Source organism: Comamonas sp. lk (assembly GCF_900564145.1).
In the GTDB taxonomy this organism is placed as follows: domain Bacteria; phylum Pseudomonadota; class Gammaproteobacteria; order Burkholderiales; family Burkholderiaceae_C; genus Comamonas.
This window is the reverse complement of sequence record NZ_UOOB01000001.1, coordinates 66,747-83,524: the sequence shown is the minus strand read 5'-3', so window position 1 is coordinate 83,524 and position 16,778 is coordinate 66,747. Positions and strand designations below refer to the sequence as shown.

Sequence of the window (16,778 nt, the reverse complement as noted above, 5' to 3'; positions counted from 1 at the left end):
CTGCTCCTGTTTATGAAGCGCCTGCCCCGAATTGCGCCTGCAGGTCGTGGGCAAAACCTTCCAGCAAAGCCTCCAGCGTGCTGGCCGAGCGGCCCATGAGGTTGTAGGCCAGCACGGCGGGCAGGGCCACGGCCAGGCCTGCGGCAGTCATCACCAGCGCTTCGCCCACGGGACCGGCCAGTTGCTCGATCCCGACCTGGCCGGTACCTGCCAGCACGGCCAGCGCATGGTGAATGCCCCAGACCGTGCCCAGCAGGCCTACAAACGGGGCCGTCGCGCCTATGGTTGCCAGCAAGGTCTGGCCCCACTGCAACTGGCGTGAGGCCGAGCCCAGAGCCGCGCGCAAGCCGCGCATCAACCGCAGGCCGGCATCGGCGCGCTCAGCCAGCGGGCGCGGTGCCGATGTCGTCTGGGGCCTGGCAGTGTCAGCCGACAGGGTGTTGACCATGGGCAGCACCAGAGCCTGCCTGTCCAGCACTTGGACGCGGGCCTGGGCCTGGGCGATGTCGGGCATCTGCCAGAAAGCTTCCATGGCCTGGGGGATGCAGCGGCGGGCAACTGTCATGAACCAGAGCTTGTAGAGGATGACGACCCAGCTGAGTACCGACATGATCAGCATTACCGCCGCCGTGCCACGGGTGACGGAGTCGCCCTGGGCCAGCCATTGCCAAAGTCCTGCAGACATAGCGCTATCTCTCCACAAACAAAAAAGGGGCCCTCGCGGCCCCTTCGGTTCACTGCATCAACGCAGGTTCAGCACGTCGTACATATCGTACTGACCGGTCTTCTTGTCGGCCAGGTAACCCACGGCACGCAGGCTGCCTGCGGCATAGCCTGCGCGACTGCTGGACTTGTGTGCGATCTCGATGCGATCGCCGGTGCCGGCAAACAGCACGGTGTGGTCGCCCACGATGTCGCCGCCCCGCACGGTGGCAAAGCCGATGCTGTTTTCCACGCGCTCGCCGGTGTGGCCGTAGCGCTCGTATACGGCGCGGTCGGCCAGATTCGTGCCCTGGGCTTCGGCGATCACTTCACCCATCTTCAGCGCCGTGCCCGAAGGCGCATCCACCTTGTGCTTGTGATGGGCTTCCACGATTTCGATGTCGTAGCCGCTGTTTTGCAGTGCCTTTGCGGCCATTTCCAGCAGCTTGAAGGTCACGTTCACGCCCACGCTCATATTGGGCGAGAACACGATGGCGGTCTTTTGGGCAAAGGCGGCGAGCTGGTTTTTTTGCTCATCGCTGAAGCCCGTGGTGCCGATGACGACTTTGACACCCAGCTCGGCGGCCACCGCCAGATGTTCCAGCGTGCCTTCGGGGCGGGGGAAGTCGATCAGGCAGTCGGCCTTGGAGAGGGCAGAGCGTAGATCGCTTTCGATCTTCAGTCCGCTGGGGCGGCCCAGGAAGGCGGAAGGATCGGTGCCGATGGCGGGGCTTTCTGCAATATCCAGCGCAGCGGCCAGCTCGCAGTCCTGGCTGTTCAGAATGGCTTCGATCAGCATGCGGCCCATGCGGCCCGAGGCGCCTGCCACGGCAACGCGCTGGCGGGCGGAGGAAGAATTGGCGGTGGATGCAGTCATGGCGCTTACGGTCTGTCGTCGGTCTCCGGCCGGGGCCGGATGAATGAAAAATCTGGATGTGCCGAACGGCGTTGCTGTCCGGATGAAGTGGCGTGCCGGGTGCGGCTCAGCCGTGCTTAGTAGCGCGACTCCAGCGGCGGATAGCTGCTGGCGGCTGGCGGCAGGTTGGCATCTGCATCGGCGGCATCCGCTGGCGACTTGCGGGTCGGGAACTTGGCCAGCTGGGCTTCGGTGGCTTCAAGTTGCGGCACCTTGGGCGTGCCCTTCATGCCTTTGAGGCTGGCCACGAACTCGGCTTCCGAAGGCATTTCATCGCCTTCGGCGCGCACAAAGCGGTCGCCGTCAAAGTACACGGTGAGCTTGCGCACCTGTGGGTCCACATCGGGGCGCTTGATGGTGAAAACATACTCCCAGCGATCTGCGTGGAAGATGCTGGTCATCAACGGCGTACCCAGGATGTCGCGGATCTGCTGCCGGCTCATGCCGGGCTGCAGCGCCTGGACCTGCTCCTTGGAGACGAAATTGCCTTGCACCACATCTATTTTGTAGGGCGTAATGACATTGGCGACACGGTGTGCGGCGCCGTCTAGGCTGTTGCAGCCGGCCAGTGCCGCTGTGATTGCCAACGTCAGGAGCAGACCTGCGCGGCTACGGGCTTGAACATGCATGGGTAATGGCATAGGGATATGATCCGAATCATTGTAGCGGCTGGTCCCGAGAGCACCTGATGATTCCAACGACCCCGGTGCCAGGGCCATTTTTTGTTGTCCCTTGTCTGCCCCTTCTGGCGCGTTGACAGACCACCGAGAGACCCTGACATGAAGAACATCGAAGAACTCAAAAATACCGGCCTCAAGGCCACCCTGCCACGCCTGAAGATTCTGGAGATCTTCCAGACCGGTGCCCAGCGCCACATGACTGCAGAAGATGTCTTCCGCGTGCTGCTCGACGAGCGTTCGGACATTGGCCTGGCCACGGTTTACCGCGTGCTCACCCAGTTCGAGCAGGCCGGCATTCTGAATCGCAGCACGTTTGAAAGCGGTAAAGCGATCTATGAACTCAACGAAGGTCAGCACCACGACCACTTTGTCTGCACCAGCTGTGGCAAGGTGGAAGAGTTCTATGACGCAGAAATCGAGAAGCGCCAGAACCTGATCGCCAAGGGCAAGGGCTGGGTGATCCAGGATCACGCCATGGCTTTGTACGGCCAATGCGCAGAGTGCGCGGTTCGCGCCAGCAAGTAAAACGGTTCTCTTTTGCAAGGGGCAAGACATGTAAATGTCTTGCCCCTTTTACGTTGAGAAAACATTTCCCTACACCGACTGTCCGGATACCAAGCCAACATGCTGCATGACTGCTGATGCAGCGGTCATTCATGGGGCTTGAGGAGGCCTGTCAATGCAGCAGCTGCACATTTTTTTCACCAGAAGTCTTGCCTGTATCGCTGTGACCGCACTGGCGGCTTGCGCGCCGTTGTTGTCGCCGTCACAAAGCCGGCTCAGTCCTCAAACTATCGAGACGGTGAGCAACAGTCGTTTACCGGACAAAACCAGCGCCATGCAACGCCAGCAATGGCTGGATAGAGTCACCTGGGGTGCTACGGATCACGAATCGTCCCAGTTGCAGCAGCAGGGTTTGAAGCGATGGCTGATGGGGCAGCTGACCCCATCCGCCAGTCCCATGCCCGCTGAGGTGCAGCAGCGCATCGATGCCCTCAGCATCAGTCAGAAGCCCATGGAGCAGATCCAGCGTGAGATTGCCGAGCAGCGCCGTGCCATTCGCAGCACCCAGGACAGTGATGAGGCCGCCAGACTCCGGCAAGACTTGCAGCGCCAGCTCAACCAGCTTGGCTCGGAAGCACAAAAGCGCCAGATCTGGCGCGCGCTCTATTCACCACACCAGTTGCAGGAGCAGATGACCTGGTTCTGGATGAATCATTTCAATGTCAGCACGCGCAAAGGAGATGTGCGCCTGTGGGTAGGCGACTACGAGGAGCAGGCCATTCGTCCACATGCGCTTGGCAATTTCCGCGACCTGCTGGCTGCCAGCATGCGCCACCCTGCCATGCTGCAGTATCTGGACAATGCCAGCAATGCCGCCGGTCATATCAATGAGAACTATGCGCGTGAACTGCTGGAGTTGCACACCATGGGCGTGGGTAGCGGTTATACCCAGGCCGATGTGCAAGCCATGGCCCATGTACTGACCGGTGTGGGCTTCACTACGCGTGAAGCGGATGCGCCGCCACCCAAGCTGCGCCCCGAGCGGCAGGCCGACTATGTGCGCCAGGGCTTCTTCGAGTTCAACCCCAATCGTCACGACTACACCCCGCAGGTCTTGCTGGGCAAGCCTCTGGAGCGGCGCGGCATGGCACAGGTCAACGAGGCCTTGGACCGCATTGTGGCTGCGCCAGCGACTGCACATTTCATAGCGCGAAAGCTCTCGATGTACTTTCTCGGTGACAGGCCGGATCCGGCTGTGGTGGAGCGCACGGCTCAGACCTTCGAGCGCAGCCGTGGCGATATTGCGGCCACTCTGGCCAGTCTGCTGACGGCGCCTGAGGCGCAGCATTTCGGCCAGCGTTTCAAAGATCCGGCGCACTATGTGCTTGGCGCCACGCGTCTGGCCTACGATCAGCGAGTGGCCAGCGATGTGAGCCCTGTGCAGAGCTGGCTGAACCAGCTTGGCCAGCCATTTTATGCTCATGAAACTCCGGACGGTTACCCGCAAGCTCAGTCGGACTGGTCCAGCTCCGGCCAGATGAGCAGCCGTTTCGATGTGGCGCGGCAGATCGGTACACGCGGCGCCTTGCTGTTTCGCCTTAGCGCGCAGGATCCGCTGGAAAAGCCGCCATACCCCGACCTCGCGCAGAAAGCCAGCGTGCAAGCCCGTCTGCAGTCCCTGGGCGCAGCGACGCGGACGGCACTGGCACAGGCCAGGAATCCAGCGGACTGGAACACCTATTTCCTGTCCGCCCCCGAAATGATGTTCCGCTGAGGCGGTGCCAAGGAGTCTTTTGATGCAAAGACGTCAATTTTTGCGCCTGAGCGCAACGCTGCCACTGGCTTGCCAGCTGGGCAGAGGTCTGGCCGCCCCTTTGCAGAACAGCTCGCCCCGCTTTTTGCTGGTGTTTTTACGTGGCGCCTATGACTGCAACAGCCTGCTGGTGCCCACGCACAGTGACTTTTACTATCAAGCGAGACCCAACATTGCCATTGCACGGCCTGGCGAGGCCAATGGGGCTTTGCCGTTGGACACAAATTGGGGTCTGCATCCAGCCTTGCAGACCAGCTTGCTGCCCTTGTATGAGCAAGGGCAGCTGTGCTTTGTGCCGTTTGCGGGGAGCAATGACCTCTCGCGCAGCCACTTTGAGACCCAGGACTCCATCGAGCTGGGTCAAGCGCTGGAAGGTAGCAAGAGCTTTCAGGGCGGCTTCATGAATCGGCTGGCCCAGGTGCTGCAGCAAGACAGCCGGGGTCTGAGCCGCGTTGCACCCATGGCTTTCACTGCGCAGCTGCCGCTGTGCATGCGCGGCAATGCCCAGGTGGCGAATATGGCGTTGGCCTCGGTACGCAAGGCTGCGGTGGATAGCGACCGCAGCAAGATCATCGCCTCCATGTACCAGGGCACGGCGCTGGATGCAGCCGTGCGGGAGGGCTTCAGCGTTCAGACTGCCGTGCAGCGCAGCGTGCGGGAGGAAATGGACAAGGCCGGACGTGATGCCATCAGCGCCAAAGGCTTTGGACTGGTCGCGCAGCGCATGGCGCATCTGATGCGCGAGCAGTTTGATCTGGGCTTTGTCGATGTGGGTGGTTGGGATACCCACGTCAATCAGGGTGGAGCCAGCGGCAACTTGGCCAATCGGCTGAGCGACTTGAGCAATGGCTTGGCCACTTTTGCCGAGGCCATGGGAGAGGATACCTGGCGCCACACGGTGGTGGCCGTCATCAGCGAGTTCGGCCGTACTTTTCGCGAAAACGGCAACAAGGGCACGGACCACGGCCATGGCACGGCGTACTGGTTTCTCGGTGGAGGTTTATCTGCCCAGGCAGGGGGCAAGATCGTGGGTGAGCAGATCGAGGTCAATGAAAAGGCGCTGTTTCAGAACCGCGACTACCCCGTGCTCAATGAATACCGTTCCGTACTGGGCGGTCTGTTTTCCCGCATGTATGGACTGAGCTCCCAGCAGGTACAGCAGATCTTTCCGGCATCGTCGGCCGGAAAGCTGCATCTGGTCTAGAACGACTCGCCGCTTTCCATGGCACGGCGATGGCGATTCACGAACTCCTGGTAGGTATCGATACCGCGCAGCTGCAAGATGGTATTGCGCACGGCAGCTTCCACCAGCACAGCGATATTTCGGCCCGCCACCACCTGAATCACTACCTTGCGTACCGGCACTCCCAGCACGTCCTGGGTCAGCGGCTCGGCAGGCAGGCGTTCGTATTCGCGCTCCATGGTCTCTCTGCGCACCAGATGCACGATGAGCTTGAGGCGCATCTTGCGGCGCACAGCAGTCTCGCCAAAAATGGCGCGTACATCCAGCAAGCCGATTCCGCGCACTTCCAGCAGGTTTTGCAGCAGATCCGGGCATTTGCCCTCAATCGTCGTCTGATTGATACGGTACAGATCCACGGCATCGTCGGCCACCAGGCCGTTGCCACGGGTGACCAGCTCCAGCCCCAGTTCGCTTTTACCCAGGCCCGATTCACCGGTGATCAGCACGCCCATGCCCAGAATGTCCATGAATACGCCGTGCATGGTGATGCGATCGGCAAAATGCTTGGACAGATAGGCGCGCAGCACGTCGATCACAAAGGCCGACTGCTCCTTGGTGGAGAACAGCGGAATGTGAGAGCGCTCGCACATGGAGATCAGCTCGTCGGGCGCCTCCTGGCCATCGGCCAGCACCAGCACCGGGGGCTCCAGCGTCACGATACGGGCGATGCGGCGCAGACAGTCCTGCGAGGTGGCATTGGTCAGATACGCGATCTCGCGCTCGCCCAGCACCTGCAGGCGGTAGGGGTGGATGTAGTTGAGGTAGCCGACCAGATCGGCCCCCGAGCGGGCCGAGCGCACCGCCATTTCGTCAAAGCGGCGCTCTGAAGCACCCAACCCTGCGATCCACTGCCAACGCAGGCTGGAGTTGCGAAATGCCTCGAACAACACGTCGGCATTGATGGCGCTGGGTCTCATCGCAAGGCCCTGAAAGTAAGAAAAAGGTGATGGCTGGGGTCAGACCGGCTGTGCCGCCGAAGGCTGCCAGCCTGCAATCATGCCGTGCAGCTGCTGGGCATCCACACATGACTTGAGGCGTTCGCGCAGCTGGCTGTCGCTCAGCAGCTCGGCAATCTCCGAGAGGATTTCCAGGTGTTTCTGAGTAGCGGCTTCGGGCACGAGCAGAAAGATCAGCAGGCTGACCGGCTGTTCATCGGGTGCGTCAAAGCCGATCGGGCTGGCCAGCTGAAACAAGGCTGCCATGGGGGCCGTGAGGCCCTTGATGCGGCCGTGGGGAATGGCAACGCCGTGCCCAAGACCGGTGGAGCCCAGGCGCTCGCGCGCAAACAGGCTGTCGGTAATCAGGGCGCGAGACAGAGCATGCAAGCTCTCAAAGAGCAAACCCGCTTCCTCGAAAGCGCGTTTCTTGCTGGTGACATCAACGCTCACGAGCACTTGAGCGGCGGGAAGAATAGAGGCTAGGCGGTTCATGGTTTGATCAACAATTATGCACCTCAGCGCTGAAAACCGTGGGGAAACCCTGACCGCCATCAAAAACCGCCCCTTGGGGCGGCACTTTGAACGTTGCGCAGAGGCCACAGCCTCTGCTCGAAAGGGCGCAAACACGGGGTTTGCGCCACGCTGTCATCAAACTGACACTCCAGCGAGTTGCAAATCAACGTCCGACAGACGCTTGGCGCCGCCGTAACGGCTATCGTGCTGGCGCGTTTTATAACGCACAACGAGGCGGTCCAGTTTGTCGGCCAGTGCATCCACTGCCGCGTAGAGATCAAAGTGATGGGTCTCCACAAACAGATCCTGGCCCTTGACGCGAATGGTGCAGCCCGCGCGTTGGCGTTTTTCCTTTTCCTTTTGCTTCTGTACGGTCAGCAGTACTTTGACATCCACGACCTGATCAAAGTGGCGAAGAATGCGTTCCAGCTTGGACATGACATAGGTGCGAAGCGAGGGAGTGACCTCCAGGTGATGCCCGCTAATTGTCAGATTCATAACAAAACACTCCTTTGCTCTCGTTGAAAACAGCTTTCAGCTCCGGCCATGTGCCGGACTCTCCAGGTGTGCAGTTCGGAATGCGCATTCGTCTTTGCTTGCAGGTCCACTATGCCCCCAGGTGCCAAGGCAAGGCAACGAAAAGCCGGGATAGCGCAGGCTCACGCGGGGGCTTGGCCGCCTATTTGGCGGGGGGCGGGAATGGGCGCACAATGGCTGGCTTTGGGCAGTTTTGAGTCGCCGCGCCGACACAACGACGGGCAATGGGCGCGCAATGAAATCCGTGTACCTCACGGTACTGCTCAGGGCCAGTAAAATCGCATTTTTACGCAGCCGCCTACTCGGGCCTGCGACGCTGGCAGCCCTTGGGGCCTCAGGCGCCTGCCGACCGACTCGCTGAATACATGCTGGGCAATGGACTGCCAATTGATTTGGTCAATCCATCGCCTCCACACGCCAGATAGCCTCACATCCTGACCATGACCACCCAGCCTTCTGCCCTGCACACTTCCAACATTGCCTCGCTGCCCCTGCTTGCACGTGGCAAGGTCCGCGACAACTACGCCGTGGGCGATGACCGCATTCTGATGGTGGCGTCCGACCGCCTGTCGGCCTTCGACGTGATCATGGGCGAGCCCATCCCCGGCAAGGGCGTGCTGCTGACGCAGATGGCGCTGTTCTGGTTCGACAAGCTCGGTCATATCTGCCCCAACCACCTGACCGGCGAATCGCCAGAGTCCGTGGTCAAGCCCGAAGAAGTCAAGCAGGTGCAAGGCCGCTCCATGCTGGTCAAGCGCCTGAAGCCCGTGCTGATCGAAGCCGTGGTGCGCGGCTATCTGGCCGGCAGCGGCTGGCAGGAATACAAGGCCGGGCAAGCCGTCTGCGGCGCGCCTTTGCCCGCCGGTCTGACCAATGCGGCCAAGCTGCCCGCCCCTATCTATACCCCCGCCGCCAAGGCCGAGATGGGTGATCACGACGAAAACATCACTTACGAGCGCACCGTGGAGATGGTGGGCGAGAAGCTGGCTGCCCAGATCCGCGACACGGCCATCCGCATTTACCAGGAAGCCGCAGAGATCGCCTTGCAAAAGGGCATGATCATTGCCGACACCAAGTTCGAATTCGGCCTGACCGAAGACGGCGAGCTGGTGCTGATGGACGAAGTGCTGACCCCCGACAGCTCGCGCTACTGGCCCGTGGAAGGCTATGCCGACGCGCTGGCCAAGGGCGAAAACCCCCCCAGCTACGACAAGCAGTTTGTGCGTGACTGGCTGGAGCAGGCCCAGGTCAACGGCAAGGCCTGGGACAAGAAGGCTCCCGCTCCCCGTCTGCCCAAGGAAGTGATCGACAAGACCGCCGCCAAGTACCGCGAAGCGCTGGAACGCCTGATGGGCTGAGCTGCCAAGCCTTGAATGAAAACGGCACCCGGATTTGCGTCCGGGTGCCGTTTTATTTTGATAGCTGCTTACGCATACAGAGCATGGGCTAGAGGCCAAAAAACCTTAAATCAAGCTTCGCTTGAGCAAGCCGCGCCCCAGCTGGCGCAGGGATCAATGGTGGTGGCCGTGGCCGCCGTGCACATGGCGGTGCTCGATTTCCTCGGGTGTGGCCTCGCGCACTTCGTTGACCACGCAGTTAAAGCGCAGTGCCATGCCGGACAGGGGGTGGTTGCCGTCGAGCAGCACTTCCTGGCCCTTGATCTTCACCACGTTGTAGATCTGGGGCAGGCCTTGGTCGTTGGTGCCGCGCAGCTGGCCGCCCACCTTCACGCCGGCGGGGAATTCGGCCTTGGGAATGCTGCGCTTCAAGCTCTCGTCGCGCTCGCCAAAAGCGTCTTCCACCGCCAGATCCACGGTGACGGTATCGCCTTTTTGCTTGCCGTCCAGAGCGGCTTCGACCTTGGCGAATAGGTTGTCGTAGCCACCGTGCAGGTAGGCCACATCGCCCTTGTCCAGCAGCTTGATGGCGATGTCGCCCTTGAGCAGCTCGTGAATCTTGTAGTTGATGGTGACGGCAGTGTCTTTGATGATGTTCATGGCGAGTCTTGGATCAAAACAAAACCGCCACGACCGGTTTGCAAAGCGCAAGTCGTGGCGTTGAAGCGGATATTGTCTCAGCGATCAGGCCGAGACGGGCGCGGGCGGCAAATCCTCCTGCTCGGCACCGGGGTAGCGGGCAAAGCGGCGATTCTCCGTTCCGTGCACAGGATCATGGTCCTTCCAGGGCCAGCCGCCAAACTGGGTGCGGCGGTAGTCCTCCATGGCTTGCATGATCTCCTGCTGGGTGTTCATCACGAAGGGCCCGTATTGCGCCACGGGCTCGCCAATCGGCCTGCCCTGCAGCAGCAGCAGCTCCACGGTATCGCTGCCCGTGTTCACCAGCTCCAGATCGCGGTGCGCGTCAATGTGCATGGCGAGATGCAGGGTCACGGCCTCGCCGCCCAGGCTCAGGCTCTGGCCCACAAAGAAGTAGAGCATGCGATGGGTCTCGGCGCCTTGGGCCTTGGGCAGGGTCCAGCGGGCACCGGGCGCCAGCTCCAGCGTCCAGATGGCCAGATCGCTGTCCGCCTGCGAGGCCCAGGATTCTGGCGGTGCGGCCAGCGGCTTGTCGGCACCCGGCAGCTCTCCGGCAATCACGGTGACCGTGGTTTGCTTTCCGTCGGCGTCGGCATGCACCAGACGCGGAATGCTCTCGTTCCAGAACATGGTGAAGTGCGGCTCCACCATCTTGCTTTTGGCCGGCAGGTTCAGCCAGATCTGAAACAGCTCCAGCGGATTGGGTTGCACGCTGTGGAGCAGCGGAAACATTTCCGAGTGCTGAATGCCTTTGCCGGCGGTCAGCCATTGCACATCGCCGCCGCCAAAGCGGGCGGCGGCGCCCAGCGAATCGGCATGGTCGATACGGCCCTTGCGCACCAGGGTCACGGTCTCGAAGCCGCGGTGGGGGTGGCCGGGAAAGCCGGGTACGGGCTCGCCGTGGTACATGGAAAAGCCGTTCTTGGCGCTGAAGTCGCTGCCCATTTCGCGGTCTTCGAACTCCGCCACCTTCACGCCCATCTGGCCGTTGCTGGCTGGGTAGCTGTCATCGTGGTGGGCGCAGAACAGGAAAGGGTCCAGGCAGGGCCAGCGTGGGCCCAGCGGGGCGCTTTCCAGAATGGGGCTGTGGGTGGTGGTCATGGTGAATCTCCTGAGGGGCTTGGCTGTGCGCAAAGCCGTGTCTGCAGAAGATAAGGCCTGCAGCCCTCTTTGAAAGACACCATGACTGGGACAGTAGTTGCCGCTTTTGCAACAACCACCGGCCTGCAATGGCTCTTAGCCGCGCGGCGGCACCTTCAGGCCTTTTTGCACGCTGGGCCGGGCTTCGAAGGCCTTGAGCACACGCTGCAGCTGGGGAAATTCATGCCAGCCCAGCAGCTCGGAGGCGTTGTAGCCGGTTTCTGCCACCATGTTGCGCACCCAGGGCCAGATGGCGATATCGGCAATGGTGAAAGCCTCACCCATCACCCACTGGCGATTGGTGAGGCGGGTTTCCAGCACGCCCAGCAGGCGTCGCGATTCGTTCACATAGCGGTCGCGCGGGCGTTTGTCTTCGAAGGCCTTGCCGGCGAATTTGTGGAAAAAGCCGACCTGGCCAAACATGGGGCCCACGCCGCCCATCTGGAACATCAGCCACTGCAGGGTCTCATAGCGGGCCGCAGGGTCTGCGGGCAGCAGCGGGGAGCCGGTTTTTTCGGCCAGATAGACCAGAATGGCGCCGGATTCGAACAAGGCCAGCGGCTGGGCGCCCGGGCCGTCGGGGTCGATGATGGCTGGAATCTTGTTGTTGGGAAAAGTGTCCACAAACTCGGTGCTCAGCTGGTCATTGGTCTCAAAGCTGACCAGATGTGCCTCATAGGGCAGCTGCATTTCTTCCAGTGCAATCGACACCTTCACGCCATTGGGCGTGGGCAGGGAATACAGCTGTATGCGTTCCGGGTGCTGGGCAGGCCATTTGCGGGTAACGGAAAAGTCATTGAGTTGCTGTGTCATGAGAGTCCTTGAAAACCGGGCAGACGCTCATCCTAGCGTTTGTGCGGCTTCTCGGCTGGTCACGCTTTGCCAGAACAGCGGCACGCAGGCGCTGGCCTGGCTGGACTGCATGCTCACCAGCGCAATGCGCGAATGGCGCGAGGCATCTGCCAGCGGCTTGAACACCACGCCGGGCGGACAGATGCAGGCATAGATGCTGGGCACGACGGAGATGCCCAGTCCGGCGGCCACCAGGGCCAGCATGGTGGAGGTTTCGCGCGCCGGCTGGGCGATGCGGGGCACAAAGCCGGCTTCGCTGCACAGGGCCAGAATGTGCTCGTGCAGGCCGCCGCCCAGCACGGCCGGGTGCAGCACAAAGGGCTGATCGGCGAACTGGCTCAGCGGCAGCGGCGTTGGCGCACCGGCCAGCGGGTGAGAGCGGGGCAAGGCCAGCATGAGTTCATCGCGCCACAGCGTGTGCTCGCGTATGGGCACGGGGATGCGAAACGCCGGCGAGGGCCGCATAAAGCCGATATCGATCTGGCCGCAGGTGAGGGCGGCAATCTGCTCGCCCGTGGTCATGTGCTGCAAATCCAGCTCCACCTGCGGGTAGCGCTGGCGAAAGACTCCCAGCATGTGCGAGAAGGCCTCAAACAGCGGCACCGAGGCCGTGAAGGCAAGGCGCAGCCGCCCGGCCAGGCCGGAGGCCGCCATGCGGCACAGCTCGCCAGCTTGATGGTGCAGCTCCACGATCTGCAGGGCCTTGTCCTGCAGCAGCAGACCGGCAGGCGTCAGCGAGACGGCGCGGCGCGAGCGCTCGAACAGCTGGGCGCCCATTTCCTGCTCCAGCAGGCGGATCTGCTGGCTCAGCGGCGGCTGGCTCATATGCAGACGCTGGGCGGCCCGGCTGAAGTTCAGCTCTTCGGCCACGGCCAGAAAGCAGGTGAGTCGGCGCAGATCCATAGGACGAATTTCGTATCAAGTCGAGAGGCAAACAGTATTGGACGCAAGAGCTGCGGCTTCTGACAATCAGCATTCGCAGCTTGCTATTACAAGCATAGTGACATGCGCAGATTCAACAAGGGCTTCAAGGCATTCTGACCCAAAGCCCGTATTCGAGAGACAAAGATGACTTCCTTCCCGCTTTTTACCGTACGCCGCAGTCTGTTGATCACCGCCGTGGCCCTGGCCGCTGGTTGCGCACATCAGCCGCCAAGCACATCGGCCAACACCTCCGCCAGCAAGGAACCGGTGCGGCTGATGACCTCCGGCGGTTTTACCGCGGCTCACAAGCTGCTGGCGCCGCAGTTCACGGCCAAGACAGGGATGGCGGTGGAGTCGGCCTATGGCTCCTCCATGGGCTCGTCGCCCACTTCCATTCCCAATCGCCTGAGCCAGGGTGAGAAAGCCGATGTGGTGATTCTGGCGCGTGGTGCGCTCGATGATCTGGCGGCCAAGGGCCTGGTCAAGCCGGGCACGCAAATCGATCTGGTGCGCTCGGCCATAGGCGTGGCTGTGAAAAAAGGTGCGCCTCTGCCCGATATCAGCACCGAGGACAAGCTGCGCCAGGTCTTGCTGAACGCCAAGAGCATTGCCTATTCGGCCAGCGCCAGCGGTACCTATTACGAGACACAGATGCTCAAGAAGCTGGGCATTCACGACCAGGTCATGCCCAAGAGCAAAAAGATAGTTACCGAGCGGGTAGGCACCATCGTGGCGCGGGGCGAGGCGGAGATCGGTTTGCAGCAGGTCAGCGAGCTGCTGCCTATCGAAGGCATTAGCTACGCGGGCACGCTGCCGCATTCGGTGCAGCATTACACGCTGTTCTCGGCCGGAACGGCCAGCATCTCTACCAATCCCCAGGGGCTGGAGCAGTTGCTGAAGTTCTACACCTCGCCGGCAGCGTACAAGGCGATCCGCGACACGGGGCTGGAGCCTATTGCCAAGCCCCTGTGAAGCGCCGCATCAGCGCTTGCCCGACGAAGCTTTCTGCACCAGGGCGATGGTCAGCCCTTGCGGGGTGACGGTGATGGCGCCGGGCTCCATGGCCAGGGCATCGACCAGGGCCAGGTCCTTGTCCTGGAGCTGATAGAGCACCACCTGGCCCAGTGCCTGCTCGGCCAGGGCATTGGTATAGGTGGCCAGCATATCGCTCATGGCGGGCGCCAGCCCGTTCATCTCCAGGCTATTGACCTTGATCTGATGGGCGCGCAGCGTGCGGTCCGTGGGCTCATAGCGCAGGGCGAAGTCCACATTGAGCGTGCCGCTGTAAGCCTCTTTGAGCACCTTGCCGCCCAGCTCTACCGGGATCAGCGCGTTGAGCGCATTGCGCTCGGGCAGCATGGCCAGGGTTGGCGAGGTCAGCGACAGCTGCAGCAGGCCGGCGACGGGAAACTGCTTGGGAAAGCGCTTGGCGACCATTTCCTGCAGCTTGGCGCTGCTCACACTCACACTGCTGGGAACGGATTTTCCCGAACATGCTGTTGCAATCAACGCCACACTGGCTGTGGCCACCATCAACCATGAGCGGCGATTCATCACCACAAGCGAACTCCCGAACTATTCAAAGCAATCTCGATATCAAACGGACTCAAGCCCATGAAAACAATGTGTAATGCGCGATTTGCGCTATTGTTTTTGAAGGGGACATTGTCCTCTGGGACGCTATTCCCCAAGGTAACAATGGGTGAAGGCAGGTCTGTCTAACGGCAATGCCTTGCTTGCCGTTGACCGGCAGTTGCGGGTGCTTGCGAAAAAAGCAAGTGCGGCATTCATCACGAGGGTTTCCATGCCGCCGGACGGCCCCAAACGGCACAATGGGCCCATGAACTCCAGCCCTGAATTCTTTGGTGCCTCGCACGCTGCACTGACCACCGCCGCGCAGGATGCGCAACTGCCGGATGCCGTGCTCAGTCACTGGTTTGGCAGCGCCAGGCCCAGCAATGCCGCGGCCTTGGAGCACAAGGCGCAATGGTTTACCAAGTCGCCTGCGTTTGACCAGGACTTGCGCCAGCGCTTTGGCGTGGCCGTGCAAGCTGCCGTGGGCGGCGCACTGCAGCACTGGGCGCAGCAGGGGCCGTGGCAGCGGCTGGCGCTGATCGTGCTGCTCGACCAGTTCACTCGCAACATCTACCGTGCCACGCCGCAAAGCTTTGCGGGCGATGCGCAGGCCCTGGCGCTGGCGCTGCAGGCGCAGCAGCAGGGCGAGGATTTGCTGCTGCCCGAAGTGCCGCGCATCTTCATGTATCTGCCGTTTGAGCACGCCGAAGACCCGGTCATGCAGGAGCGCAGCGTGCAGGCGTTTGCCGCACTTGCCGATGCCAATGCGGACCCGGCTTTGAGCGATTTTTTTGCCGGTACGCTGGATTACGCGCACAAGCATTGGGAGGTGATAGCGCAGTTCGGCCGTTTCCCCCACCGCAACCCCATCCTGGGGCGCGAAAGCACGGCGGCGGAAAAAGACTATCTGGCCCAGCCCGGCGCAGGTTTCTGACAGCGGCGGGCGCAAAAAAGGGATGTGGCGACATCCCTTTGGCTTGCAATTTGTTGTACTTCAGGAGTGCTGAGTGGCTTCTCTCATCTGCGGTTCCTTGCGCTTGGCAGGTAGATGGGATGCGCGCTTTTCGCTCCGGTCTCGATAGCGCAGCGCCCAGCGCTCCAGCGTGTAGAACGACAGTGCCGATAGTGCCGCCGAGATCAGCAGACCGCCGATGACGGTGACCGGCCAGGAGTAATCGGCGCGCAGATAGCGCACCACGGGGTAGTGCCAGAGATAGATGCCGTAAGACAGCTGGCCCAGCTTGAGCAAGATGGGGCCGGTCAGCATTTCGTAGATCACGCCCTCGGGCTTTTGCACTGCCAGCAACAACACCATGGCCGCGCATTCGACCACGGTGATGCCCCAGAGCATGGCGTGGTGGTCGTCCCATTTGAGTTCCATGATCAGCGGTACGGCCAGCACAAACCACATGGTGTAGCCGCGCAGCGATTTGAGGCGTTCAATCCACAACGGTCTCTCCAGCATCAAGGCGGCCAGCAAAGCGCCCGCCAGCAGGCCGGAGGCACGGGTGTCGAAACGGAAAAAAATCTCGTAGAACTGCTGGCCTTGCTGCACCCAGAAGATGCGCCACAGCGTGCTCAGCACCCACAGCGCCAGCAAGGGTGCCCAGACCCGGCCCGGCGCGGCTTTGCGCAGCAGCCAGACCAGCAGCGGCGGCCAGATCAAGTAGAAATGCTCTTCCACCGAGAGCGACCACATGTGCAGCAGCGTGTCGGGGCTGTCGAAGAAGGCAATGCCGTAGTCGGCCAGATAGAGGATGGAGACCAGGGCGTCCGAGTAGATATCGGTCAGATCGGGCCAGAGATAGGGGGCGGCCAGGCAGTACACGCCCAGAAACAGGGCCAGCGCAGGCATCAGGCGCAGGAAGCGGCGACGGTAAAAGCGCCAGAAATCTATGCGCTCATGGGCCTTGTATTCCATGAGCAGCAGCGAAGTGATAAGAAAGCCGCTGAGCACAAAAAACAGGTCGACCCCGAAGAAGGCCCCGTCGAACAAGGGGGCATGGGCATGCGAAAGAATGACCAACACAATGGCCACGCCACGCAAGCCATCGAGGGCAGGGTTGTAACGTAGCTTGAACGCCGTTTCCACCAAAACCGGGCACCTTTCCTTTCGCCCGGGCACGGGCCGGGCTTGCCAATCGTCACGTCAGCCTTGCAGGGCGAGCCCTGGCGGCTGGAGTATGTAGAAATCCCTGCGCTTGCGAGGTAACAGGACTGAAGAGTCTGTAAGCAGGCGCATGGGCAGAGGGTCCAGAAACTGGCCTCAGGGAGATGGCGCGCCAGGCGCCATCCATGCCCGGCGTGCATCTTGACGGCATGCGGCGAGCGAGTGGGGAGCAGGCCGCTGCGGATGGCAGCGCTGCATGGCCACTGTGGGAGCGGAGGGACGATTTTGACACCGT

Annotated in this window: 18 protein-coding genes; 6 read left to right on the top strand and 12 right to left on the bottom strand. The window is 61.6% G+C overall.

Features of this window, described 5'->3' with window-relative positions; all coding sequences use genetic code 11:
- Positions 1–10 precede the first annotated feature (10 nt).
- The 3 genes from EAO39_RS00375 to bamE form a co-directional block, all read right to left on the bottom strand.
- The gene (locus tag EAO39_RS00375; RefSeq protein ID WP_120965147.1) at positions 11–685 is read right to left on the bottom strand and encodes a MotA/TolQ/ExbB proton channel family protein; all 675 of its coding nucleotides are present in this window, start codon (positions 683–685) and stop codon (positions 11–13) included.
- 57 nt (positions 686–742) lie between these two features.
- Complete coding sequence (gene dapB, locus EAO39_RS00370) at positions 743–1,579, bottom strand: 4-hydroxy-tetrahydrodipicolinate reductase (protein WP_120965144.1); 837 nt, start codon at positions 1,577–1,579, stop codon at positions 743–745.
- Between the two features lie 116 nt (positions 1,580–1,695).
- Positions 1,696–2,247 carry an outer membrane protein assembly factor BamE gene (bamE, locus tag EAO39_RS00365; protein ID WP_120965141.1) on the bottom strand — a complete coding sequence of 184 codons (552 nt, stop codon included), beginning with the start codon at positions 2,245–2,247 and terminating at the stop codon, positions 1,696–1,698.
- 150 nt (positions 2,248–2,397) lie between these two features.
- Here bamE and fur point away from each other — a divergent pair, with 150 nt between their 5' ends.
- From fur to EAO39_RS00350, 3 genes are all read left to right on the top strand, one after another.
- A complete protein-coding gene (gene fur / locus EAO39_RS00360) occupies positions 2,398–2,823 on the top strand; it encodes a ferric iron uptake transcriptional regulator (RefSeq protein ID WP_120965139.1) in 426 nt (141 codons plus the stop codon).
- 154 nt (positions 2,824–2,977) lie between these two features.
- On the top strand, positions 2,978–4,576 hold the full coding sequence (locus EAO39_RS00355; RefSeq protein WP_120965136.1) for a DUF1800 domain-containing protein: 1,599 nt from the start codon (positions 2,978–2,980) through the stop codon (positions 4,574–4,576).
- A 22-nt stretch (positions 4,577–4,598) separates the two neighbouring features.
- Positions 4,599–5,819 (top strand): DUF1501 domain-containing protein, encoded by a 1,221-nt coding sequence (locus tag EAO39_RS00350; RefSeq protein WP_120965133.1) that lies wholly within the window; start codon positions 4,599–4,601, stop codon positions 5,817–5,819.
- Here the strand turns inward: EAO39_RS00350 and hprK are convergent.
- The 3 genes from hprK to raiA form a co-directional block, all read right to left on the bottom strand.
- A complete protein-coding gene (hprK, locus tag EAO39_RS00345) occupies positions 5,816–6,775 on the bottom strand; it encodes an HPr(Ser) kinase/phosphatase (RefSeq protein ID WP_120965130.1) in 960 nt (319 codons plus the stop codon). The two genes, EAO39_RS00350 and hprK, sit on opposite strands and share 4 nt — an antisense overlap.
- A gap of 39 nt (positions 6,776–6,814) precedes the next feature.
- The gene (locus EAO39_RS00340; protein ID WP_120965127.1) at positions 6,815–7,288 is read right to left on the bottom strand and encodes a PTS sugar transporter subunit IIA; all 474 of its coding nucleotides are present in this window, start codon (positions 7,286–7,288) and stop codon (positions 6,815–6,817) included.
- A gap of 156 nt (positions 7,289–7,444) precedes the next feature.
- Positions 7,445–7,807, bottom strand: a complete 363-nt coding sequence (gene raiA, locus EAO39_RS00335) for a ribosome-associated translation inhibitor RaiA (protein WP_120965124.1) — start codon at positions 7,805–7,807, stop codon at positions 7,445–7,447.
- Between the two features lie 479 nt (positions 7,808–8,286).
- Between raiA and EAO39_RS00330 the strand changes: the two genes are divergently transcribed.
- Positions 8,287–9,204: a phosphoribosylaminoimidazolesuccinocarboxamide synthase gene (locus tag EAO39_RS00330; RefSeq protein ID WP_120965121.1), complete on the top strand. Its 918-nt coding sequence runs from the start codon at positions 8,287–8,289 to the stop codon at positions 9,202–9,204.
- 153 nt (positions 9,205–9,357) lie between these two features.
- Here the strand turns inward: EAO39_RS00330 and EAO39_RS00325 are convergent, their stop codons facing one another.
- From EAO39_RS00325 to EAO39_RS00310, 4 genes are all read right to left on the bottom strand, one after another.
- Positions 9,358–9,843, bottom strand: coding sequence for a peptidylprolyl isomerase (locus EAO39_RS00325; protein WP_120965118.1), 486 nt, complete (start codon positions 9,841–9,843; stop codon positions 9,358–9,360).
- An 84-nt stretch (positions 9,844–9,927) separates the two neighbouring features.
- Positions 9,928–10,983, bottom strand: coding sequence for a pirin family protein (locus EAO39_RS00320; protein ID WP_120965115.1), 1,056 nt, complete (start codon positions 10,981–10,983; stop codon positions 9,928–9,930).
- A 135-nt stretch (positions 10,984–11,118) separates the two neighbouring features.
- Positions 11,119–11,835, bottom strand: a complete 717-nt coding sequence (locus EAO39_RS00315; RefSeq protein WP_120965112.1) for a glutathione binding-like protein — start codon at positions 11,833–11,835, stop codon at positions 11,119–11,121.
- Positions 11,836–11,862: 27 nt separating this feature from the next.
- Positions 11,863–12,777 (bottom strand): LysR family transcriptional regulator, encoded by a 915-nt coding sequence (locus EAO39_RS00310; protein WP_120965109.1) that lies wholly within the window; start codon positions 12,775–12,777, stop codon positions 11,863–11,865.
- 165 nt (positions 12,778–12,942) lie between these two features.
- Between EAO39_RS00310 and EAO39_RS00305 the strand changes: the two genes are divergently transcribed.
- Positions 12,943–13,770, top strand: coding sequence for a substrate-binding domain-containing protein (locus EAO39_RS00305; protein WP_120965106.1), 828 nt, complete (start codon positions 12,943–12,945; stop codon positions 13,768–13,770).
- 9 nt (positions 13,771–13,779) lie between these two features.
- Here the strand turns inward: EAO39_RS00305 and EAO39_RS00300 are convergent, their stop codons facing one another.
- Positions 13,780–14,352 (bottom strand): DUF1439 domain-containing protein, encoded by a 573-nt coding sequence (locus tag EAO39_RS00300; RefSeq protein WP_240466862.1) that lies wholly within the window; start codon positions 14,350–14,352, stop codon positions 13,780–13,782.
- Positions 14,353–14,638: 286 nt separating this feature from the next.
- Between EAO39_RS00300 and EAO39_RS00295 the strand changes: the two genes are divergently transcribed.
- A complete protein-coding gene (locus tag EAO39_RS00295; protein WP_120965104.1) occupies positions 14,639–15,307 on the top strand; it encodes a DUF924 family protein in 669 nt (222 codons plus the stop codon).
- 60 nt (positions 15,308–15,367) lie between these two features.
- Here the strand turns inward: EAO39_RS00295 and EAO39_RS00290 are convergent, their stop codons facing one another.
- Positions 15,368–16,468 carry an acyltransferase gene (locus EAO39_RS00290; RefSeq protein ID WP_120965103.1) on the bottom strand — a complete coding sequence of 367 codons (1,101 nt, stop codon included), beginning with the start codon at positions 16,466–16,468 and terminating at the stop codon, positions 15,368–15,370.
- Positions 16,469–16,778: the final 310 nt, after the last annotated feature.